General features: G+C 64.6%; 22 protein-coding genes. 10 read left to right on the plus strand and 12 right to left on the minus strand.

The features are described from left to right. Positions 1 to 74: 74 nt before the first annotated feature. Positions 75 to 1,850, minus strand: coding sequence for a glyoxylate carboligase (gene gcl / locus BC1002_RS06710; protein WP_013089307.1), 1,776 nt, complete (start codon positions 1,848 to 1,850; stop codon positions 75 to 77). Positions 1,851 to 2,021: 171 nt separating this feature from the next. On the opposite strand from gcl, the gene BC1002_RS06715 reads away from it, so the two are divergent. The 10 genes from BC1002_RS06715 to BC1002_RS06760 all read left to right on the plus strand — a co-directional run bounded on the left by BC1002_RS06715 (position 2,022) and on the right by BC1002_RS06760 (position 9,946). Continuing rightward, positions 2,022 to 2,936 carry a substrate binding domain-containing protein gene (locus tag BC1002_RS06715; RefSeq protein WP_013089308.1) on the plus strand — a complete coding sequence of 305 codons (915 nt, stop codon included), beginning with the start codon at positions 2,022 to 2,024 and terminating at the stop codon, positions 2,934 to 2,936. A 187-nt stretch (positions 2,937 to 3,123) separates the two neighbouring features. Further along, positions 3,124 to 4,008, plus strand: a complete 885-nt coding sequence (locus tag BC1002_RS06720; RefSeq protein WP_013089309.1) for an RNA polymerase sigma factor — start codon at positions 3,124 to 3,126, stop codon at positions 4,006 to 4,008. After that, the gene (locus BC1002_RS06725) at positions 3,998 to 4,945 is read left to right on the plus strand and encodes an anti-sigma factor family protein (protein WP_013089310.1); all 948 of its coding nucleotides are present in this window, start codon (positions 3,998 to 4,000) and stop codon (positions 4,943 to 4,945) included. Before BC1002_RS06720 ends, BC1002_RS06725 begins: the two co-directional genes overlap by 11 nt. A gap of 192 nt (positions 4,946 to 5,137) precedes the next feature. Continuing rightward, entirely contained in the window at positions 5,138 to 5,512 is a 375-nt protein-coding gene (gene rpsF, locus BC1002_RS06730; RefSeq protein WP_013089311.1) for a 30S ribosomal protein S6, read from the plus strand. A gap of 68 nt (positions 5,513 to 5,580) precedes the next feature. Beyond that, a complete protein-coding gene (priB, locus tag BC1002_RS06735) occupies positions 5,581 to 5,880 on the plus strand; it encodes a primosomal replication protein N (RefSeq protein WP_013089312.1) in 300 nt (99 codons plus the stop codon). 2 nt (positions 5,881 to 5,882) lie between these two features. Next, on the plus strand, positions 5,883 to 6,158 hold the full coding sequence (rpsR, locus tag BC1002_RS06740; protein WP_008922421.1) for a 30S ribosomal protein S18: 276 nt from the start codon (positions 5,883 to 5,885) through the stop codon (positions 6,156 to 6,158). A 27-nt stretch (positions 6,159 to 6,185) separates the two neighbouring features. Then, the gene (rplI, locus tag BC1002_RS06745; RefSeq protein ID WP_013089313.1) at positions 6,186 to 6,638 is read left to right on the plus strand and encodes a 50S ribosomal protein L9; all 453 of its coding nucleotides are present in this window, start codon (positions 6,186 to 6,188) and stop codon (positions 6,636 to 6,638) included. Positions 6,639 to 6,805: 167 nt separating this feature from the next. Next, positions 6,806 to 8,194: a replicative DNA helicase gene (locus BC1002_RS06750; RefSeq protein ID WP_013089314.1), complete on the plus strand. Its 1,389-nt coding sequence runs from the start codon at positions 6,806 to 6,808 to the stop codon at positions 8,192 to 8,194. 115 nt (positions 8,195 to 8,309) lie between these two features. Further along, positions 8,310 to 8,936, plus strand: a complete 627-nt coding sequence (locus BC1002_RS06755) for a DUF47 domain-containing protein (RefSeq protein ID WP_013089315.1) — start codon at positions 8,310 to 8,312, stop codon at positions 8,934 to 8,936. After that, on the plus strand, positions 8,936 to 9,946 hold the full coding sequence (locus BC1002_RS06760; protein ID WP_013089316.1) for an inorganic phosphate transporter: 1,011 nt from the start codon (positions 8,936 to 8,938) through the stop codon (positions 9,944 to 9,946). The genes BC1002_RS06755 and BC1002_RS06760 overlap by 1 nt, the downstream gene beginning before the upstream one ends. Before the next feature lie 166 nt (positions 9,947 to 10,112). Here the strand turns inward: BC1002_RS06760 and BC1002_RS06765 are convergent, their stop codons facing one another. The 11 genes from BC1002_RS06765 to BC1002_RS06815 form a co-directional block, all read right to left on the minus strand. Beyond that, positions 10,113 to 10,919 carry an SDR family NAD(P)-dependent oxidoreductase gene (locus tag BC1002_RS06765; protein ID WP_013089317.1) on the minus strand — a complete coding sequence of 269 codons (807 nt, stop codon included), beginning with the start codon at positions 10,917 to 10,919 and terminating at the stop codon, positions 10,113 to 10,115. 51 nt (positions 10,920 to 10,970) lie between these two features. Next, positions 10,971 to 12,056, minus strand: a complete 1,086-nt coding sequence (locus BC1002_RS06770; protein WP_013089318.1) for an NlpC/P60 family protein — start codon at positions 12,054 to 12,056, stop codon at positions 10,971 to 10,973. Positions 12,057 to 12,268: 212 nt separating this feature from the next. Beyond that, a complete protein-coding gene (locus BC1002_RS06775) occupies positions 12,269 to 14,116 on the minus strand; it encodes a PhoH family protein (protein WP_013089319.1) in 1,848 nt (615 codons plus the stop codon). Positions 14,117 to 14,471: 355 nt separating this feature from the next. Then, on the minus strand, positions 14,472 to 14,933 hold the full coding sequence (locus BC1002_RS06780; protein ID WP_013089320.1) for a peroxiredoxin: 462 nt from the start codon (positions 14,931 to 14,933) through the stop codon (positions 14,472 to 14,474). A gap of 174 nt (positions 14,934 to 15,107) precedes the next feature. Continuing rightward, positions 15,108 to 16,001 carry a polysaccharide deacetylase family protein gene (locus BC1002_RS06785; protein WP_013089321.1) on the minus strand — a complete coding sequence of 298 codons (894 nt, stop codon included), beginning with the start codon at positions 15,999 to 16,001 and terminating at the stop codon, positions 15,108 to 15,110. Positions 16,002 to 16,011: 10 nt separating this feature from the next. Next, the gene (locus tag BC1002_RS06790) at positions 16,012 to 17,058 is read right to left on the minus strand and encodes a bifunctional UDP-4-keto-pentose/UDP-xylose synthase (protein ID WP_013089322.1); all 1,047 of its coding nucleotides are present in this window, start codon (positions 17,056 to 17,058) and stop codon (positions 16,012 to 16,014) included. After that, positions 17,055 to 17,984 carry a formyltransferase gene (locus BC1002_RS06795; protein WP_013089323.1) on the minus strand — a complete coding sequence of 310 codons (930 nt, stop codon included), beginning with the start codon at positions 17,982 to 17,984 and terminating at the stop codon, positions 17,055 to 17,057. The genes BC1002_RS06790 and BC1002_RS06795 overlap by 4 nt, the downstream gene beginning before the upstream one ends. Continuing rightward, positions 17,981 to 19,024 carry a glycosyltransferase gene (locus tag BC1002_RS06800; RefSeq protein ID WP_013089324.1) on the minus strand — a complete coding sequence of 348 codons (1,044 nt, stop codon included), beginning with the start codon at positions 19,022 to 19,024 and terminating at the stop codon, positions 17,981 to 17,983. The genes BC1002_RS06795 and BC1002_RS06800 overlap by 4 nt, the downstream gene beginning before the upstream one ends. Before the next feature lie 6 nt (positions 19,025 to 19,030). Further along, positions 19,031 to 20,182 (minus strand): DegT/DnrJ/EryC1/StrS family aminotransferase, encoded by a 1,152-nt coding sequence (locus tag BC1002_RS06805; RefSeq protein WP_013089325.1) that lies wholly within the window; start codon positions 20,180 to 20,182, stop codon positions 19,031 to 19,033. Between the two features lie 174 nt (positions 20,183 to 20,356). Continuing rightward, positions 20,357 to 20,728 carry an SMR family transporter gene (locus BC1002_RS06810; protein ID WP_013089326.1) on the minus strand — a complete coding sequence of 124 codons (372 nt, stop codon included), beginning with the start codon at positions 20,726 to 20,728 and terminating at the stop codon, positions 20,357 to 20,359. 24 nt (positions 20,729 to 20,752) lie between these two features. Continuing rightward, entirely contained in the window at positions 20,753 to 22,507 is a 1,755-nt protein-coding gene (locus tag BC1002_RS06815; RefSeq protein WP_013089327.1) for an ArnT family glycosyltransferase, read from the minus strand. Between the last annotated feature and the right edge of the window lie 110 nt (positions 22,508 to 22,617).

Raw genomic sequence — 22,617 nt, forward strand, 5'->3', positions numbered from 1 at the left:
AGGGCGCGGAGCATGAACTCGGCCCTCGCGCATCGTGCGCGCTGAATGCTGCGGATACCGCGAAGGCGCGACGCTCAGTCGAGCAGGCTGATCGCGGTCGGCGCGTCCTCGCGCTTCCCGGCGAGTTCCTCGAACTCGTTGATCGCGTCGATCTCGGTGCCCATCGAGATGTTGGTCACGCGCTCGAGAATCACTTCGACGATCACCGGCACGTTGAACTCGGCGAGCATCGACTGCGCTTTTTGCAGCGCCGGCTTCAACTCTTCCGGCCTGAACACGCGAATCGCCTTGCAGCCGAGACCAACGGCCACCGCGACGTGATCGACGCCATAGCCGTTGGTCTCCGGTGAATTGATGTTCTCGAAGCCGAGCTGCACGCAGTAGTCCATTTCGAACGCGCGCTGGGCCTGGCGGATCAGCCCGAGGTACGAGTTGTTCACGACGACGTGCACGTACGGCAGCTTGAATTGCGCGCCGGCCGCGAGCTCTTCGATCATGAACTGGAAGTCGTAGTCGCCGGACAGCGCGACGATCGGCCGTTGCGGATCGGCCGCGCGCACGCCGAGCGCCGCCGGAATCGTCCAGCCGAGCGGGCCGGCCTGGCCGCAGTTGATCCAGTTGCGCGCCTTGTACACGTGCAGGAATTGCGCGGCCGCGATCTGCGACAAGCCGATGGTGCTCACGTAGCAGGTATCGCGGCCGAACACCTGGTTCATCTCTTCGTAGACGCGCTGCGGCTTCATCGGCACGTTGTCGAAGTGGGTCTTGCGCAGCATCGTGCGCTTGCGTTGCTGGCAATCGGCGACCCACGCGCTGCGATCCTTCAGCTTGCCCGCGGCCTTCCATTCGCCGGCGACTTCGACGAACAGTTCGAGCGCGGCCTTCGCGTCCGACACGATGCCGAGGTCCGGGCCGAACACACGGCCGATCTGCGTCGGTTCGATATCGACGTGCACGAATTTGCGGCCTTTCGTATACACATCGACGCTGCCGGTGTGACGGTTGGCCCAGCGGTTGCCGATGCCGAGCACGAAGTCGGACGCGAGCATCGTCGCGTTGCCGTAGCGATGCGAGGTCTGCAGACCGACCATGCCGGCCATCAGCGGATGGTCGTCGGCAATCGCGCCCCACGACATCAGTGTCGGGATCACCGGCACGCCCACCGTTTCGGCGAACTTCACGAGCAGATCTTCGGCCACGGCGTTCAACACACCGCCGCCCGATACGATCAGCGGCTTGTCGGCCTCGTTGAGCAGCGTCAGCGCGGCTTCGATCTGCTTGCGGGTTGCCTTCGGCTTGTAGACCGGCAGGGGTTCGTACGTGTCGATATCGAATTCGATTTCGGCCAGTTGCACGTCGATCGGCAGGTCGACCAGCACCGGACCCGGACGGCCCGAGCGCATCACATGAAACGCCTGCTGGAACACGCGCGGCACCAGCGCCGGCTCGCGCACGGTCACGGCCCACTTGGTGACGGGCTTCGCGATCGCTTCGATATCGACGGCCTGGAAGTCTTCCTTGTACAGACGCGCGCGCGGCGCCTGACCTGTGATAGCCAGAATAGGAATCGAGTCGGCCTGAGCGGAATACAAACCGGTGATCATGTCGGTGCCGGCGGGGCCCGATGTGCCGATGCATACGCCGATGTTGCCCGGCTGGGCACGCGTATAGCCCTCGGCCATGTGCGATGCGCCCTCGACGTGACGCGCGAGCACGTGGCTGATGCCGCCGGCTTTGCGCATCGCCGAGTAGAACGGGTTGATCGCGGCGCCCGGCACGCCGAACGCGGTATCGATGCCTTCTTTTTCGAGCACCAGAACGGCGGCGTCGACGGCTCTCATCTTGGCCATGGATGTCTCCTCAATGTCGGTAATTACGTCGGTTGAGGGACACTGTAGGCCTGCGCTAAAGGTTTGATAAGATCAGTCCGGGTCGCTTATTCCGAAACAAAAAGTATGGAATAGCGTGACGCCCGGCGCACGGCCGGCATCAGCCCGGCAAGAGACAGGTGGGAGACGAGCATGGACCGCTTCAAACAGATCGAAACCTTCGTGCGGGTCGCCGATGCGGGCAGTCTCGCGGCCGCGGCGCTGGAGGAGGGCGTGTCGCCGGTGATTCTGGGGCGGCGTATCGACGCGCTGGAGAAGCGCCTCGGCGTGAAGCTGATGTATCGCACGACGCGGCGGCTGGTGGTCAGCGAGGACGGCGCCGCGTTTCTCGAACGCTGCCGCGGGCTCCTCAGCGAATGGGATCAGGCGGAAAACGAACTGAGCGCGGGGCGCCGCGCGGTGAACGGCCATCTGATCGTGTCGGCGCCGGCCGCGTTCGGCCGCAAGCACGTCGCGCCGCTCGCGCCCGCGTTTTTGCGCGACAAACCCGAGTTGCAGATGTCGTTCAATCTGACCGATCGGGTCGTCGATCTGGTGCGCGAGGGTTACGACCTGTCGATTCGCATCGGCGGCACGGTCGATCCGAACTTCGTAGCGGTGAAGCTCGCGTCGAACCGGCGTGTGGTGTGCGGTACACCCGAGTATTTCCGTCGTCACGGCAAGCCGAAGACGCTCGAGGATCTGCCGGCCCACAACTGCCTCGCGTTCAATCTGCAAGGCGGGCAGAACCGCGGCTGGTACTTCCGCCGCAACGGCAAGCTCGCGACGGTGCGAGTGGGCGGCTCGCTCGATTGCAACGATGGCGAACTTCTGCATCGCTGGGTTTCGGAAGGGCTCGGACTCGGCTGGCGCTCGACATGGGAAATCCAGCAGCAGCTCGCGCGCGGCGAGCTCGAAACCGTGCTCGACGAGTATGCGCTGCCCGATTACGACATCCTTGCGGTCTATCCGCAGCAGCGCTACGTGCCGGCGCGGGTGCGCTATTTCATCGACTATCTGAAAGACGTGTACGCGAGCGACGACTACTGGAACCGGCCGTCGTACTAGCGGGCGTACTAGTTGGCGAGAGGCGCGCGGGCGAGCCCGAACTTTTGGCGATTCCCGGCGGAAGTCGGGAATAAACTGGGTCTATGGCCAGTTCTGCTGTGAAAGACACGTCAGGAACGACACCACGCAGGGCGCTCGACAGCAGCGACCCGCACGACGCAGCCGCCATGCCCTTGGAGGGACCCACGTGGTCCAGACCGACTCAGACGCCGCCAGCGCGCGCGGCGAGCCAAATGCTGGCACCGACGCCGATGCCGATGCAGCGAAAAGCCGCCGCTTCCAGCAGCTGGCGTTGCCGCATCTCGACGCCGCGTACAACCTCGCGCGCTGGCTGTGCGGCAATCCGAACGATGCCGAGGACGTCGTGCAGGAAGCGTTCATGCGCGCGTTCCGCTTCTTCGATACGTTTCGCGGCGACTCCGCGCGGCCTTGGCTGCTCGCGATCGTGCGCCGCACCTGGTACACGGAATGGCGGCGGCGCGCGCCGTCGCACGACATGCTCGAATTCGACGAAACGATGGACGATGCGACCCTCGACGGCTGGAGCGCTGGCGGCGACGATCCGCAGACGCTGCTGATCCGCGACGAGGACGTGCGACTGGTGCACGATGCGCTGGCGCTTTTGCCGGTCGAGTATCGCGAGGTGCTGATCTTGCGTGAGCTCGAAGAGATGGGATATCGGGAGATCGCGGTGGTGGCCGACGTGCCGATCGGTACGGTGATGTCGCGGCTCGCGCGTGGGCGGCGCAAGCTGGCGGAGGTGTTGATGGCGCAGCAGCGAGGCGGAGGGGAGCCGGTCGACAAAGGGCGCAAGGGCGGGCAGGGTAGCCGGCAGGAGGCGCGATCGAATCGGGACGCGCAATCCGGGCGACTCGCGAGGTCGGCGGCCACCGCGCCGCCTGCACCCTGCGCCCAGCCGGCCAGAAGTTCAGGCGACGGTCGCCCGGCATCGTCGGCGGGTATGCCCGCCACCGCAACAGTGACGCAGCTCCGGGCGTTTGCCGACGGCCGGCCCCTCAACATTCCCGGCGCTGCCGCCGACCCCGCTCAGGAGACGCCGGATGGACTGTAACGAAGCTCGGCCGCTCCTCGATGCGAATGCCGATCACGAACTGCCGGCGCCCGATGCGCGCCGGGTCCAGCAGCATATCGAGAGCTGCGACGACTGCCGGCGCGCGAGCGACAACGTGCGCGCGCTGAGCGGCGCGCTGCGCGCGGCGCCGTATCATCGGGCGCCGCAGTCGTTGCGGGCGCGGATCGTGGCGGGCTTGCCCGGCGTCGTCGACGAAGGGTCCGCGGTCGCGGCCGCGACGGCGGCGCCTGACGATGCACCGAAGGAGTCTGCCGCCGGGATGACGCAGTCGCCGACGCAGCAACCTCGGCGTCAGCGTCGCGGGGCGTGGTGGCTCGCGTGGCTCGACGGATGGCTCGGGGGCTTCGGCGACCCGCTCGGCGCGGGCGGTGCAAACCGAGCGGCGTCTCGCGGCGGCCTCGCGGCACTGGTGATCGCGTTGTGCGCGGCCGCCGCGGTGCTGACGCTGACGCTGCACCGCCCGACCGCATCCTCGCCGTTCACCGACGAACTCGTCGAAAGCCATGTGCGCGCGCAGGTCTCCGGCCGCGACATCGACGTGATTTCGACCGACCGTCACACGGTGAAGCCGTGGTTCAACGGCCGGCTCGACTATTCGCCGCCGGTCGAGGACCTCGCGGCGGCCGGCTTCGCGCTTCAGGGTGGCCGGCTCGACTACATCGCGCATCAGCGGGTCGCGGTGCTCGTATACCGCTACGGCAAGCACGTAATCGACGTATACGTGTTTCCGCAGTCCACGGCGGGGGGCGCGGCGCCGGCGGCGCTCGGTCACGACGGCTATTCGATCGCGCACTGGGACGCGGCGGGCATGACGTGGTGGGCGATCACGGACGCCGCGCCCGATGCGCTCACGGGCTTCGAAGCGGCGCTCAGAGCGCGGTTGCAGAGCGGCAGCCAACGTACGGAAGCCGGTTGACGGGACAAGAACAGCCCCGCTTCCGTGACCCGCCGCCCTAAGCTCTTGAAAACATGTCCGATTCCGCCGCCGAATCGGCGGAATACCTTGCAACCCGGCCCCATTCGGGTTACACTCTTCGGCTTCTCACTTGCCGCACCGGTTCCGACGCCCGGGCGGCTTCTATCCAAAAGTCAGCACAAGGAGTGTGTAATGCGTCATTACGAAATCGTCTTTATCGTGCATCCCGATCAAAGCGAGCAAGTGCCCGCCATGATCGAACGTTACAAGAGCACGATCACGTCGCACGGTGGTCAGATCCACCGCGTCGAAGACTGGGGCCGTCGCCAACTGGCCTACATGATCGAGAAACTCGCGAAGGCTCACTACGTCTGCATGAACATCGAGTGCGACCAGACCACGCTCGACGAGCTGGAACACGCGTTCAAGTTCAACGACGCCGTTCTGCGTCACCTCATCGTCAAGATGAAGAAGGCCGAAACCGGCCCGTCGCCGATGATGAAGGAAGTGCAGCGCGAAGAAGCCAAGAAGTCGGCAGCCGCTCAGCCGACCGAAGCGCAGGCTTAAGACACACTAGTTAAGCTACCAGACACGCAGCGTCGCTCCGCTCACGTACACGAAGGCATCTCAAGTACATGAACCGGCTGCAACTCACGGCGAGCGTCGTCGAACGCGAAGCGGTGCGGTATACCCCCGCCGGCGTTCCGATTGCAAGCTGCACGTTGCACCACCGCACGGAAGTCGTCGAGGCGGGCATTGCCCGTCAGGTCGAACTGACCGTGCAGGCGGTCGCCGCGGGCGAAGCGAGCGGTAAGCTCGAAAACTGTCAGATGGGCGTCGAAACGCTCTTCACAGGTTTTCTGGCTAAAAAGCACCGTAACGCGCGAACTCTGGTATTTCACATCACAGCATTGCAGGACATTGGAAAGGACTAATCATGCCCCGCCCGACTGGTAAGAAATTCGACAAGCGTCGTCAGCAACAGAACCCGCTCTTCAAGCGCAAGAAGTTCTGCCGTTTCACGGCCGCTGGCGTCGAGTACATCGACTACAAAGACATCGAAACGCTGAAGGACTTCATCGGCGAGAACGGCAAGATCACGCCGGCACGTCTCACGGGTACCAAGGCGCACTATCAACGCCAGCTGGACACGGCTATCAAGCGCGCGCGTTTCCTCGCGCTGATGCCGTACACCGACCAGCACAAGGCATAACCCGACGACGCGATAAGGAGCATCCGAATGCAAATCATTCTTCTGGAAAAAGTCGTCAATCTGGGTAACCTGGGCGACATCGTGAAGGTCAAGGACGGTTACGCACGTAACTTCCTGATCCCGAACAAGCAAGCTCGCCGTGCAACGAAGGAAGCCCTGGCTGAATTTGAAGTGCGCCGCGCAGAACTCGAAAAGGTCGCCGCTGAAAAGCTGGCAGCCGCTCAGGCTCAAGGCGAAAAGCTGGCAGGTCAGACGGTTCAGATCAATCAGAAGGCTGGCGTCGACGGCCGTCTGTTCGGTTCGGTGACGAACGCTGACATCGCCGAAGCACTGGGCAAGCAAGGCTTCGCAGTGGAAAAGGCGCAAGTGCGTCTGCCGGAAGGCCCGCTGAAGATGGTAGGCGAGCACCCGGTTCAGGTTTCGCTACACACCGACGTTCTCGTCGATGTGACGGTGGCGGTGATCGGCGAGCACGTCTAAGTCGAGCGCTGAGCATCACGCAGGATCAGCCAGCGCTTTGCTGGTGAAAGGCAGGGGCCGGGTAACCGGCCCCTGCTTTTTTTTGTGCCCGACTATCGGTCGTGTTTCCCCGAGTTGGCGTTTTTTCCGCTCGCAGCCGTCGTCGGATTGCCCGATAATTCCTCCCCATGAACGCACCGTCCAAAGATCCCCAACTCGAGTCGCTGAAAGTCCCCCCGCATTCGATCGAAGCCGAGCAATCGGTGCTGGGCGGCCTGCTGCTCGACAACGCGGCGTGGGACCGCATCGCCGACTTCCTCGCGCAGAGCGACTTTTACCGTTACGACCACCGCATCATCTTCGAGCACATCGGCAAGCTGATCGCGGCCACGCGTCCGGCCGACGTGGTCACCGTCTACGAAGCGCTCGGCACCTCGGGCAAGGCGGAAGAGGTCGGCGGCCTCGCTTACCTGAACGCGCTCGCGCAGAACACGCCGAGCGCGGCCAATATTCGTCGCTATGCGGAAATCGTGCGCGACCGTGCGGTGCTGCGCCGTCTCGTATCGGTCGCCGATGAAATCTCCGCCGACGCGTTCAACCCGCAAGGCAAGGAAGTCCGGCAATTGCTGGACGAAGCGGAATCGAAGGTGTTCTCGATCGCCGAAGACGGCGCGCGCGGCACCCAGGGCTTCCTCGAAATCGGGCCGCTGCTGACCGAAGTGGTCGAACGCATCGACACGCTCTATCACACCGCCAATCCGAGCGACGTGACCGGCACGCCGACCGGCTTCGTCGATCTGGACCGCATGACTTCAGGCATGCACGGCGGTGAGCTGATCATCGTCGCGGGCCGTCCGTCGATGGGTAAGACGGCGTTTTCGATGAACATCGGCGAATACGTCGCGGTCGAGTACGGACTGCCCGTCGCGGTGTTCTCGATGGAAATGCCGGGCACGCAGCTCACGATGCGTATGCTCGGTTCGGTTGGCCGGCTCGATCAGCATCGCATGCGTACCGGGCGTCTGACCGACGAGGATTGGCCGAAGCTCACGCACGCGGTGCAGAAAATGAGCGAGGCGCAGATCTTCATCGACGAAACCGGCGGTCTGAACCCGATGGAACTGCGCTCGCGCGCGCGTCGGCTGTCGCGCCAGTGCGGCAAGCTCGGGCTGATCATCATCGACTACCTGCAGCTGATGAGCGGCTCGTCGTCGGGCGAAAACCGCGCGACCGAAATCTCGGAAATCTCGCGTTCGCTGAAGAGCCTCGCGAAGGAGCTCGACGTGCCGGTGATCGCATTGTCGCAGCTGAACCGTGGCCTCGAGCAGCGACCGAACAAGCGGCCGATCATGTCGGACCTGCGCGAATCGGGCGCTATCGAGCAGGACGCCGACGTGATCCTGTTCATCTACCGCGACGAAGTGTACAACCCGGACAGCCCCGACAAGGGCACCGCGGAGATCATCATCGGCAAGCAGCGGAATGGTCCGATCGGCCCCGTTCGACTCACGTTCCATGGTCAATACACGAAGTTCGATAATTTTGCGGGCGCGCAGAACTTCTACGGCGGCGAATGACGCGACGCGCCGTAGGCTGTTGTAACGGCGCTGTCGCGAGTGCGACAATGATGGCGGAACGGTACAATATGGCGGTTTTATGTCAGCCATTACGTGACCCATTTCCAGGATCCCAATGTTCGGTCGATTCATGCCCACCGAGGGCAAGTTCTTTGAAATCTTCAATTCGCACGCAACGTGCATCATCTCGGCGAGCCGCGAACTCGAGCTCCTGATCGACAATCTGCAGGACGCCGAAATCCACAAGCAAAACGTGCAAAAGGCCGAGAAAGCGGCCGACAAGCTCACGCACGAAGCCATCGACCTGCTGCACAAGACTTTCATCACGCCGCTCGACCGTGACGAGATCCACAAGCTGATCACGACGATGGACGACATCCTCGACCTGATGGAGGACGTCGCCACCGCGATCTCGCTGTACGACGTCCAGGCGGTCACGTCGGAGGCGAGCCAGCTCGCGCATATCTGCACGGCGACCTGCGAGCGCGTGCAGTTCGCGGTCAGCCTGCTGTCGGATATGAAGCAGGCGCGCCAGATCCTGAAGGCCTGCGAGGAAATCGACCGGCTCGAGTCGGAAGCCGACCGCGTGCTGCGCGCGGCGATGTCGAAGCTGTTCCGCGAGGAAGACGACGTCAAGGTCCTGATCAAGCTGAAGGCGATCTACGAGCTGCTCGAAACGATCACGGACAAGTGTGAGGATGTGGCGAACATCATCGAAGGCATCGTGCTGGAAAACGCATAATGCAATCGATACAACTCGCTATCTGGGTCGTAACCGGCCTGGTTGCCATTGCGCTGGTGTTCGACTTCATGAACGGCTTTCACGACGCGGCGAATTCGATCGCCACGGTCGTATCGACTGGCGTGCTGAAGCCGCAGCAGGCGGTGGCGTTCGCGGCGGCGTTCAACGTCATCGCGTATTTCGTGTTTCACCTGAAGGTGGCCGCAACAGTCGGCAAGGGCACGATCGATCCGGACATCGTCGACCATTACGTGATCTTCGGCGCGCTGGTCGGCGCGATCGCGTGGAACGTGATCACCTGGGTCTACGGCATTCCGTCCAGTTCGTCGCACGCGCTGATCGGCGGGCTCGTGGGCGCGGCGCTCGCCAAGTCCGGCTGGGGGGCGCTGAACTGGGACGGTCTGATGAAGACCGTCGCGTTCATCTTCGTTTCGCCGCTGCTGGGCTTCGTGCTCGGCTCGTTCTTCATGCTGCTGGTGTCGTGGCTGTACTTCCGCACTCCGCCGAGCAAGGTCGACCGGCGCTTCCGCCGCCTGCAACTGCTCTCCGCTGGCCTGTACAGCCTCGGTCATGGCGGCAACGACGCGCAGAAGACGATCGGCATCATCTGGATGCTGCTGATCGCCACCGGCTTCGCGTCGCTGAAGGCGGATGCGCCGCCGCTGTGGGTGATCGGCGGCTGCTATCTGTCGATGGGTCTCGGCACGCTGTTCGGCGGCTGGCGCATCGTGCGCACGATGGGGCAGAAAATCACGAAGCTGAAGCCGGTCGGTGGCTTCTGTGCGGAGGCGGGCGGAGCGCTCACGCTGTTCACCGCGTCGGCGCTCGGTATTCCGGTCTCCACCACGCATACGATTACCGGCGCGATCGTCGGGGTCGGCGCGACGCAGAAGTTGAGCGCGGTGCGCTGGGGCGTCGCCGGTAACATCGTGTGGGCGTGGATTCTGACCATTCCGGCGTCCGCGCTGCTGTCCGGCGGCGCCTGGTGGCTGGGTCACCACTTCCTGTAATCACCGTGCGATGCAGGCCTGCGCTGCTCGATTTGGCTGACTCTGGCTGAACCGCACGCGCGGGCTTCGGCTTCCTGCCGCCCGTTGCATTGCTCCGGTTTCCCTGCACAGTTCGATCAAGGCGCGCTTGCGTCGTCCTGAAGGGCTGTCGCGCTGCTCGATCCGTTCAGATCAGCGGCGCGTTTGCACCGTCCATCGGGATGATCGCGCCCGTCACATAGCTTGCTCGACGGCTCGCGAGGAACAGCGCCACGTCGGCGATTTCCTCCGGCTTTGCGTAGCGGCCGAGCGGCATCCGGGCCTGGCCGCGCGCCAGCGCTTCGTCGTTGCCGATGCCTTGCTGCGCCGCCTCCAGCCGGACCGCTTCCTCGACGCGCTCGGTGAGCGTCGCGCCCGGATTGATCGCGTTGATGCGGATGCCGTAGCGCGCGTAGTAGTGCGCGAGGCCGACGGTTGCGAGCATCAGCGCCGCGTTGGCCGCGCCGCCCGCGATATGGATGTCGCTCGCGATCTTGCCGCCCATGCCGATGATATTGACGACCGTGCCCGGCTCGGCGCCGCCGTTGGCCTTCGCGCGCTCGGCCATACGGCGCAGCACCTCCTGCTGCGGATAGATATACGGGAAATACTTCGCTTCCATCGTCGCGCGGAATGCGTCGGCATCGAGCGTCTCCGGATCGTACCGGCGCGCGGCGCCGGCGCTATTGATCAGCACGTCGATCGGGCCTACCGCGGTACTGACTTCCTCGACGATATCGGCGGCGCTGTGCGGCTCGTGCAGGTCGGCACGCGTGCGATGCACGTGGAATCCTTCCTGTTTCAGCTGTTCGTAGGCGCGCGCGAGGTTTGCGGGGTCGCGTGACACGATCGCGACCTTCGCGCCTTCCTGTGCGAAGGCCCGCGCGCAGGCGAAACCGATGCCTTTGCTGCCGCCGGTGATGAGCACCACCTTATTTTTGAGCCCGAGTTCCATGGTCGTTACCCGCCGTCGAAAGAATATCGATGACGATAGCAGATCACGGCGTCAGAAGTTGCCGTTCGCGAAACGGGCAATCGGGTCGTCGCCGCTTTGGGTGGGCGCGGGCGCGCCGTGGGAAGCCGTCGACGCGCGCATCAACTGCACGGTGCCACTACCGTCGGTCTGCTGCGCCTGGCGGGCCTGGCGTTCCGCGATGGAAGCGGGCGGCGGCGGTTCGAATGCATCGGCGGCGGCGTCGATTGCGTCGGGCTCGGATTGCGGGAGGACGCGGGCGGTCGTGGCGGGCTGCATCGGTTGAGCAGGGGAAGGAGCGCCGCTTTCATACGTGCGTGTCTGAGTCACCGGGACCAGCGTCGGTGCTACGGCGCCCGCCGAGCGCGCCTGTAGTTGCGCGGCGCTGAGGCCGGACGGCGGCGGCTCGAACTGATCGGCTTGCGCGACGGGCGTGCCGCCGCCCGCGCTGGTCGTCGGGGTCGCGCCGGCATAGGTCGATGCTGGCCGAACCGCCACCGTCGCCGCGGCGTCCGCGGCACCGCGCTCCGTTTGCGGCGTCGCCGCCTGATAGCTCGGCGTATCGAATGGTGCGGGCGTCGCCGCCGGTCCCGCCATCCGGCGGATGCCGTCGAAGCGCTTCGCCCAGTACGGATTAGTCAGATAGTCGAGCCGCACCGTGCCGCCCGTCGACGGCGCGTTGACGAAGCGCAGTTTGCCCACGTAGATGCCAACATGCGAATGCGCGCGCCCCGTCGTATTGAAAAAGATCAGATCGCCGGGCGCGATTTCGTCCGGTTCGACGGATTCGCCGCGTCCGCTCATCTCGGCCGTCGTGCGCGGCAGGTTCACCGACGCCGCGCGCAGCACCACGTAGCGTACGAGCCCGCTGCAGTCGAAGCCGCTGTCGGGCGTATTGCCGCCCCAGCGGTAGGGCACGCCGACGAGGCTCATCGCCTGAATCGAGATCTCCTCGCGCCCGATGCTGTGATCGACGAAGTGGGGGAAGCCGGGCGGCGGCGCGTGATAGGCGCCGTTCGCGACGACGGTGCCGCCGGACCCGCGCGACGTCTTCTGCGGCGCGCCGGCGCAGGCGGCGAGCAGCAGGACGGGCAGCAGCGATAGGGCGAGTCGGCGCATGAAGACGGCACGGGCGGTAAGCGCCCATTTACTCACTGGCGATGTCGGGATGGTAGCCGCCCAACAAGGCTGCCGCAAGAATTGTTGATAATTTACTTGAAGTTTGTGCGCTAAGTGTTGCCTGCGGAGAACGTCGGCGCAATAAAAAAAGCCGCGTCCGGATCGAACCGGACGCGGCTTGTGATGAAAGCCGGATAAAACCGGCGAAACGCCTAGAGAATCTCCGACGCGTAGTCAGCGAGGCGCGAGCGCTCGCCGCGCGCGAGCGTTACGTGTCCGCTGTGCGCCCAGCCCTTGAAGCGGTCGACCACATAGGTCAGGCCCGAACTGCCCTCGGTCAGGTAAGGCGTGTCGATCTGCGCGATGTTGCCGAGGCAGATGATCTTCGTGCCCGGACCCGCGCGCGTGACGAGCGTCTTCATCTGCTTCGGCGTCAGGTTCTGCGCCTCGTCGATGATCAGATACTTGTCGACGAACGTGCGGCCGCGCATGAAGTTCATGCTCTTGATCTTCAGGCGCGAGCGGATCAGCTCCTGGGTCGCGGCACGACCCCATTCGCCGGCGGCGTCGTCGGTTTTCTGCAGCACTTCGAGGTTGTCGTCGAACGCCCCCATCCACGGCTGCATCTTTTCCTCTTCGGTGCCCGGCAGGAAGCCGATGTCTTCGCCGACCGGTACCGTCGCGCGCGTCACGATGATCTCGTTGTAGCGCTTGTCGTCGAGCACCTGCGCGAGGCCCGCCGCGAGCGCGACCAGCGTCTTGCCGGTGCCGGCCTGGCCGAGCAGCGTGACGAAGTCGATTTCCGGATTCATCAGCAGGTTTAGCGCGAAGTTCTGCTCGCGATTGCGCGCCGTGATGCCCCACACGTTGTTCTTGTGGTGGCCATAGTCACGCAGCGTTTGCAGCAGCGCGGTCTTGCCGTTCAGCTCGCGCACCAACGCATGAAACGCGGGCTCGCCGTTCTGCGGTTCCAGATAAACGAACTCGTTGACCAGCATCGACGCGCACAGCGGACCCGTCACACGGTAGTACGTGGTGCCGGTTTTCGTGTCCTGCCAGCTTTCCATGCCCTTCGCGTGCTTGGTCCAGAAGTCTTGCGGCAGCGCGCGAATGCCCGTGTACAGCAGGTCGCTGTCCTCGAGCACCTGGTCGTTGAAGTAGTCTTCGGCGGGCAGGCCGAGCGCATGCGCCTTGATGCGCATGTTGATGTCTTTCGACACCAGCACGACCTGGCGATCCGCGCGATCGCGCTGCAGCGCCCGCACGACGCCGAGGATCTGGTTGTCCGCCTTGCCTTCGGGCAGCCCTTCGACGGGCTCGATCGCGGTCAGCCGGGTCTGGAAGTACAGCCGGCCAGACGCCTCGCGGCTGCCCAGACGCGCGAGTGAAATGCCGTCGGCTATATCGCCCGCGTTCGCGACGAGCGAGTCGAGTGTGCGGCTCACCTGACGCGCGTTGCGCGCGACTTCCGACATCCCCTTCTTGTGGTTGTCGAGCTCCTCCAACGTCATCATCGGCAGATAGACGTCGTGCTCCTCGAAGCGGAACAGGCAGCTCGGATCGTGCATCAGCACGTTGGTGTCGAGCACGAAAAGCTTCTGCACCTCGACTGGCGTGGCGCTGGTGCCGCGTTTCTTGCGCGTGGCGGCCGGGGTCGCCGCGGCGGGCGCGGCGGCTGTTTCGGCCTTCGGATGCTTCGCGGCGGGCGCGCGTGCGACGACCGGCTGCGCTTCGGCCTCGTCGGCGTCGGTCTGAGGGCGCGCCGACGGAACCGGCTGCAACAGCGCGGCGGTCTGCTTGGTCTTGCGGCCACGCGCCGGTGCGGGCTGCGCGGCGGGCGGCGATTCGACGGCGGGCACTGGCCACAACGTGGTGGCGGCGTTGGCGGCGTGCGCCATCGGGGTGGCAACATTCGCGCGGCCGTAATCGGCCGACTCTGCGGATTCCCCTTCACGCGCCTGTTTTTTCGCAGTGGAGCGCGCGGGCGTGACGGCTTTGGCCTTGTATTCGTCAGGCGACAAAAGATTGCCGAGCTTGCTGGGGGGAGTAGGCAAAGGCATGGTTTCCCTCGAAATGATCGGGTCACATATCGTGCGCCGCCCGTCGCATTCTGACGATGCCCTCATGGGACACCCAGTCTGCGCGAGGAGGCGCGCATTCGGTCTAGAGATGCCGGTTCGCCTGGTCTTCGATAGGCTCCTTGACGGAAGCGCGCGAACCAGTGAACGAGCGGTCGCGCGCAATTAAAAAAGCCGCCGCCCCGGCATTCGGGGCTAGCGGCTCGACGATGATGCTCGCATTGCGCCTCACGCTCCGAACGGCACCGGTGGATCCGGTCAAGCGGCCGTCAGAGCTGGCGCAGCGGAGAAAAATATGGGGTGGACAGGCACTCATTGCGGCCCAATATAACGCGCATCACAGCGCTTGTACAGCCTCCAGAATTTCGTCGACGTGGCCCGGCACCTTGACGCCGCGCCACTCGTGGCGCAGCACGCCATCGGCGTCGATGAGGAACGTGGAGCGCTCGATTCCCCGTACCTCTTTGCCATACATTTTCTTCATTTTGATGACGGCGAAGAGGGCGCACAGCGTTTCTTCCGGATCGGAAATCAGCGGGAAGGGCAGTTCGAGTTTGGCCTTGAAGTTGTCATGCGAACGCAAGCTGTCGCGCGACACGCCGATCACTTCCGCGCCGGCCTTCTTGAATTTCGGATACAGATCGCGGAACTGCAGACCTTCGGTCGTACAGCCCGGCGTGTTGTCCTTCGGATAGAAATACAGCACCACCTTCTTGCCCCGCAGCTTTGACAGCGTGATTTCGCCGCCCGTTGCGGCGGCGGTGAAGTCGGGGATGGGTTGGTCTACTGCGATGGACACGAGGTTCTCCGGTGGTTGGGGCCGGCGTCGCTAGGTGCCGCGGCGTCGGCCGGTCTGTCGTCGAGGTTGTTGTTCGGGGATTCGGTCGGCGCGCGGTCTTGCGGCTGCCGTGCGGTTGTCCGATCGGCCGGCCTCGCGTGCTTTCCGACGACCTCCGCGCCGTGCCGTGACCCTTCAGGGCTGGACGATCAGTTCGCCGGAGCGCCCCGGAATCTCGCCCCACGTAACAGGGTACGATGGCAGCGTGTCGCGGTCTAGCGTGGCGTAGTAATCGCCCATCGTCGCGAACGTATGGCCCTGCGCGCGCCAGCCCTCGAGCAACTGTTCGAATACCGGCGCGAGCTTTTGTCCTTCGAGTTCCGCGTGCAGCGTGAACACCTGGTCGTGCGGATTTTTTTCGGTTTGTTTCAACATCCACGCGGCGACGTTGTGCGTGTCGACACCATCGACACCGAGCACTTCGTCGAGCGTTGGCAGCGTGGTCGGCATCTGCACGTGCTTGAGCGTCTTGCCGTCGACCACCGGCAGATAGGGCGAATGGCCGCGGCCGTCGGACGCATAGTGCATGCCCCACGCGTCGATCTGCTCGAATGCGTGGCCGTTCATCTGCCAGCCCGCCGCGCCGTGCGTGACGGGCGGGGTGCCGAATACCTCGATGAAACGCGCGTGGCTCTGCTGCATCTGCGCGACAGTCCACGCGCGATCTTTGGCGCGCACGTTGTCCTGCCAGTACACGTGATCCCACGTATGGATGCCGCACTCGAAGCCGGCTTCGTGGATCGCGCGCATTTCGGCCGCGGCCTTCGCGCCGATGTCCGGACCGGGCAGCAGCACGCCGTACATCAGCTGTTTGACGCCGTAGTGCTCGACCACCGACGTGCGCGACACCTTCTTCAGAAAGCCCGGCCGCAGCACGCGGCGCATCGCCCAGCCGGTGTGGTCGGGTCCAAGGCTGAACAGGAAGGTGGCGCGTGCCTTGAAACGGTCGAAGATGCGCGCGAGATTCGGCACGCCTTCGCGGGTGCCGCGCAGCGTGTCGACGTCGATCTTCAGGACGATGCGAGCCAAGGACGCGCCCTTATTGCTGTTCGACGAGTGCGCGGGCTTCCGCGACGTGGCCGCGATACGCTTCGAAAATCTTGCGCAGCGCTTCGTCGAAAGTCGACGTGGGTGCCCAGCCGAGTTCCTGCTTCGTGTTGTCGATCTTCGGTACGCGGTTCTGCACGTCCTGATAGCCGTTGCCGTAGTACGCGCCCGACGACGTTTCGACCAGTTGCACTTTCTTGGCCGAGTCCGCGTATTCGGGGAATTCGGCTGCGAGTGCCAGCATCTTGTGCGCGAGCTCGCGCACCGAGAAGTTGTTGGTCGGATTGCCGATGTTGTAGATCTTGCCGGTCGCGACGCCGTTCTTGTTCTCGATGATCTTCATCAGCGCGCCGATGCCGTCGTCGATATCCGTGAACGCGCGCTTTTGCGCACCGCCGTCGACGAGGCTGATGTTCTCGCCACGCACGATGTGACCGAGGAACTGCGTGACCACCCGCGAGCTACCTTCCTTCGGCGTGTAGATCGAGTCGAGGCCCGGGCCGATCCAGTTGAACGGACGGAACAGCGTGAAGTTCAGGCCTTCCATGCCGTAACCCCAGATCACGCGGTCCATCAGCTGCTTCGAGCACGCGTAGATCCAGCGCGGCTTGTTGATCGGGCCGTACGACAGCTGCGATTCTTCCGGATCGAACTGCTCGTCCGTGCACATGCCGTAGACCTCGGAGGTCGACGGAAACACGAGGTGCTTGCCGTATTTGACGGCCGAACGCACGATCGGCAGGTTCGCCTCGAAGTCGAGTTCGAACACGCGCAGCGGCTGCTTCACATAGGTTGCGGGCGTGGCGATCGCGACGAGGGGCAGGATCACATCGCACTTCTTGATGTGATATTCGACCCACTCCTTGTTGATCGTGATGTCGCCTTCGAAGAAGTGCATCCGCTCATGATTGACGAGGTCGCCGAGACGTTCGGTCTGCATGTCCATCCCGAACACTTCCCAGTCGGTCGTCTCGAGAATGCGTTTGGACAGGTGATGGCCGATAAAGCCATTCACACCCAGAATCAGGACTTTTTTCATGAATGAGATTGGATGAGCTGGGCGAATTTCGCCGGACTGACGGCAGTCTCGCCGCCATCGTGCTGGTGCCGCAATTCGTGGATGTTGATCGCGCGGCCGTCGCCGCAAATTGCGAAAACGGCATTATCGCTTACGTGCAGGCCCGGGGGCAAATCCGAGCGGAGCGCGCCGGGCACGGCCAGACGCGCGCGTGCGATGATGAAACGACGGCCGTTAAGGTCGGTGAAAGCACCCGGATACGGCGGCGCGACCGCGCGGATCAGGTTGTAGACCTGCTGCGCTGACTGGCTCCAGTCGATGCGGCCGTCTTCCGGTTTGCGCCCGCCGTAATAGCTGCCGTGGGAGAGATCGTTCGGCAGATGCGGCGCCTCGCCCGCGAGCAGCGCCGGCAGTACGCGCCACAGTGTTTGCTCGGCGGCGACCGTGACCTTGTCGAAGACCTGCGCGGCGGTGTCGTCGGGCAGGATCGGCACCGGTGTTTGCGCAATGATCGCGCCGGCATCGGGTTTCGCAGCCATTTCGTGCAGCGTCGCGCCGGTTTCGCTTTCGCCGTTGAGCACCGCCCAGTTGGTCGGCACGCGGCCGCGATACTTCGGCAGCAGCGAGCCGTGCATGTTGTAAGCGCCCCGTGCGGCGATCGCGAGCAGATCGAGCGGCAGCATGTGGCGGTAGTAGAACGAGAAGATGAAGTCCGGCCGCGCGGCGCTCACCGCGGCGCGCAGTTCCGGACTCCTGGGATCGGCCGGCGTGACGACGGCAATACCGTGCTCGGCCGCCACCGATGCGACGCTGCCGAACCAGATGTTCTCGCTCGGGTTGTCTTCGTGCGTGACGACCAGCGCGACGTCGACACCGCGCGCGAGCAGCACCTGCAGGCAACGCACGCCGACGTTGTGATACGCGAATACGACGGCGCGCGGCTTCATGGCTGGTGTCCCTGATCGGCGACCGGCACCGGTTGCACGCCTTGCGCGACGGTCTGACGCGGCGCTTCGGCGATGGCCCCGCCGTCGCGTTCTTCGAGAATGGTCTGCACCAGATAACGCGGTCGCGCACGCACCTGCTGATAGATCCGGCCGATGTATTCACCGAGCAGTCCGAGCGCGAAGATGATCACGCCGAGCAGGAAGAAGGTGATTGCAAACAGCGTGAACACACCTTGCACTTCCGCGCCGATGATGAAGCGCCGGATCAGCAGCAGCACGAACAGCGCCGCGGAGCCTAGCGACAGGATCACGCCGATGAACGACAGCCATTGCAACGGCACCACCGAGAAGCCGGTGACGAGGTCGAAATTCAGGCGGATCAGCGAGTACAGCGAGTACTTCGACTCACCGGCGAAGCGTTCTTCGTGCGCGACCTCGATTTCCACCGGATTCTGCGCGAACGTGTACGCGAGCGCCGGGATGAACGTGTTGATTTCGCCGCAGCGGTTGATCGTATCGATGATGTGACGGCTATACGCGCGCAGCATGCAGCCCTGGTCGGTCATCTTGATGCGCGTGATGCGCTCGCGCAGATGATTCATCGCGCGCGACGCCTTGCGGCGCCACAGGCTGTCCTGGCGTTGCCGACGGATCGTGCCGACGTAGTCGAAGCCCTCGCGCATCTTCGCGACGAGCTTGCCGATTTCCTCGGGCGGATTTTGCAGGTCGGCGTCGAGCGTGATCACGATGTCGCCGCGCGACTGCTCGAAGCCCGCGAGAATCGCCATGTGCTGGCCGTAGTTGCCGTTCAGCAGGATCACACGCGTCGTGTCGGGCCGCGCGCGGAACTGCCCGGCGAGCAGCGCCGCGGATTTGTCGCGGCTGCCGTCGTTGATGAAGATCACTTCATAACCGGTGCCGAGCGCGTCGAGCGCCGGATAGAGGCGCGCGAACAGCGCGGCCAGTCCGGCTTCCTCGTTGTACACCGGAATGATGATCGACACTTCCGGTGCGACGGCGCGATGTTCCGAATAAGTCATGTCCGCTTACTTTCCGTAGTGTTCGCAAATTTCGTTGACCGCGCGGCACACGCGCTCGACGTCGCCTTCGTTCATCAGGGTGAAGAGCGGCAGCGTGACGGTGGTGGCGCCGAAGCGCTCTGCGTGCGGGAACATGCCTTCCTTGAAGCCGCGCGCGCGGTACAGGGAAAACAGGTGCAGCGCGGGGTAGTGCACGCCCGAGCCGATGCCGCGCTCCTTCAGTTCGCCCATGAAGCCGGCTCGGTCGATAGACAGTTTTTCTAGCGGCAGCGTGATCTGGAACATGTGCCAGTTGCTGTTTTCAAAGTCCGCGAGCGGCAGGCCGACGCCGAGCTTCACGGCCGCGCCGCCTTCGAACTGCGCGAAGTACGCGCGCGCGAGCTTCTTGCGCTGCGCGATGAAGCGCGCGAGATGCGGCAGCTGGCCGAGGCCGACACGCGCGGCGACGTCGGTCAGGTTGTACTTGCCGCCGAGCACGTCGCAGTCCATGCCATCGAAGCCGGTGCGCGTGATGCCCTGCAGCCGGTACTTCTGCGCGAGCACCGCTTCTTCCTCGTTGTTCAGCACGAGCGCGCCGCCTTCGACCGAGGTCAGGTTCTTGTTCGCGTGGAAGCTGAACGACACGATGTCGCCGAGCTTGCCGATGCGCTCGCCGTTCCACGTCGAGCCGAACGCCTGCGCGGCGTCTTCGATCACGCGCAGCTTGTGCTCGCGGGCGATCGCGTACAGACGGTCCATGTCGACCGGCAAGCCGGACAGGAACACCGGCAGCAGCGCCTTGGTGCGCGGCGTGATGGCTTTTTCGAGCAGGTCGAGGTCGATGTTGCGCGTGACCGGGTCGATGTCGGCGAACACCGGTGTCGCGCCGGTTTCGAGGATCACGTTGCAGGTCGACACCCAGGTGGCCGGCGTCGTGATGACTTCGTCGCCGGGACCGACGCCGGCGATGCGCAGGCCGATTTCGAGCGTCGCGGTCCCGGAATTGAACGTGCGCACCGGGCGGCCGCCGCAGAACTCGGACAGCGCTGCCTCGAACTTCTGGTTCTGCGGGCCGGTGGTGATCCAGCCGGAACGCAGCACGTCGGCGACGCCCTGGATCGTTTCCTCGTCGATCTCGGGTTTGACAAACGGCAAAAACGGGACTTGTGACTGGCTCATGAATGCATCGCTCGATTGAAAGGGGCGCGGCCCGACGGGCGCGAAGTAAACCACAAACTACGCGCAAACCCAAGGCCGCGGCGGAAAAAACGCAACCGCGCAGCTTACCGCGCCGTACCTTACGTCAGGCTTAGGCGGCTCTTGTGCCGCGCGGGTTCCTGCGCGAGGTGGCGCCTAGCTGCGCGCGAGCACGACCACGCCGACCAGAATGATGCCGATGCCGACCAGCTTCTGCACCGACATCACTTCGCCGAACAGGTACCACGCGGCGATCGCGTTGACGACGTAGCCAAGTGACAGCATCGGATAGGCGATCGACACGTCCACCCGCGAAAGACCGATGATCCACACCGCCACGCTGATCACGTAGCAGGCTAGCCCGCCGATGATCGGCGGCTGGGTCGCCAGCTTGAAGCCGATGGGCAGGATGTTCGCACGGGTGAATTCGAAGTGTCCAACGGCATTCGTGCCAGCCTTGAGCAGCAGCTGCGCGCCGGCGTTCAGCGTGACGCCGGCGAGGATGCAGAAGAGGGAAATCGGGTTCATCGAACGGTCGGGTTCTCGAAAGGGTTAGGGCTTAGCCGCGGGCGCGGAGGCGGGGGCAGCGGCGGCGGGAGCCCCGTCGGCGAGCGGCTTCATCACTACCACGCGACGCGGATCGCGCGCGATCACCTGCATCGGCAGGCCTTGCTTGACGAGGCGCTCGTAGGTCGGCGGCGGGATCAGCGCGAGCGCGTAGCGATCGGCCTTCCAGCGCTCGATCCACGCTTGTTCCGTCGGCACCCATTTTTGCGGCTCGACGGACACGCCGAACGCGAGCTCGTCCGGGTGCGCGACCATGATCATCGTGTGGCCGATGTAGAACGGCAGCGTGTGGTCGAGCACGCCGACCGAGTAGAACGGCGTGTCCGGCGGCAGCTGCGCGAGTTTTGCCTTGATCGCGGGCGCGAGCGGCGCGCCGGAGCTCAGGCGTCCGAACACGTCGTGACCGGTGCCCGCGATCGTGCCGAGCAGCAGCCAGCCCGCGCCGAACGCGACGAGGCTGCCGAGACCGACCCGTGCGTTGGCGCCCACGCCACCCTGGCCGCGGCGGTTCAGCCACAGCGCGAGCAGCGTGAGCACGAACGCCACGGCCAGCGCGGCGAGCACCCACACGCGGAACTCGGCGTACAGCGCGGCCGGATTGCGCTCGCTGCCGAGGCGCGGCAGGAACAGCGCCGCAAATGCGGCGACCACGAAAAACAGCACGTAACCCGCCAGATGCCGGCGCAACTGCTCGCGCGTGACGAGCGGCAGATACATGCCGATCAGCATCGCGATCGGCGGAGCGATCGGCAGCGTGTAGGACAACAGCTTCGAGTGCGACGCGCTGAAGAACAGGAAAATGAAGACGATCCACGTGAGCATCAGCGTGACCGGCGCGAAGCCGTTCGGCTGACGCGGCTGACGCCTGGCGTGGCGCACGCTTTGGACGGCTACCGACAGCCACGGCAGGAAGCCCACCAGCAGCACCGGCACGAAGTAGTAGAACGCGCCGGGGCGATTCTGCTCGGGCGTCAGATAGCGCTTGAACTGCTGGACGATGAAGAAGAAGTTCAGGAATTCAGGATTGCGCTGCTGCACGAGGACGAACCACGGCGACACGATCGCGAAAAAGACGATCAGGCCGCTCACCAGGTGCAGTCGCTTCCACAGCGCCCAGTCGCGCGCGATCAGCGTGTAGAGCACCAGCACTGCGCCCGGCAGGATCAGCCCGACGAGGCCCTTGGAGAGCACCGCCAGCGCCATCGACGCCCAGCACACCCACATCCACCCGCGTACGCACGGGGGCCGCAGATTCGGCCGCTGCGCGAGCATCAGCGCGCACAGCGTCAGCGTCATCCAGAACGACAGGCCCATGTCGAGCGTGTTGAAGTGGCCCATCAGGTTCCAGTACGGCGCGCAGGCGAGCACGAGCGCCGCGAACACGCCGGTCGCCGGGTTGAACACGCGGGCACCGGTGAAGCCGATCAGCAGCACGCCGGCGAAGCCCGTCAGCGCGGTATAGAGGCGCGCCTGCCATTCGCCGATGCCGAACCACGCGAACGTCAGCGCGTTAGCCCAGGTTTGCAGCGGCGGCTTCTCGAAGTACTTGTAGGCGTTGTAGCGCGGCGTGATCCAGTCGCCGGTCAGGAACATTTCGCGCGCCATTTCGGCGTAGCGGCCTTCGTCGCTCGGCAGCAGATGGCGCCAGCCGAGCGGCACGAACCAGATCACGGCGAGAACCAGCACCAGCAACAGGATCGCGGTGCGGTTGAGCGGTAGCCTCGACGGCGTATCGTTCATCAAATGTCAACCCTTCTTGTTATCGACGCCGCGCGCACGGGCGCGGCGCGGGGGCCAGAACGGGGCCGGCCGGGCGCGCCAGCGCGGCCTCGCGCGAGATGCACCGGCGC

Source organism: Paraburkholderia atlantica (genome assembly GCF_000092885.1).
Classification (GTDB): domain Bacteria; phylum Pseudomonadota; class Gammaproteobacteria; order Burkholderiales; family Burkholderiaceae; genus Paraburkholderia; species Paraburkholderia atlantica.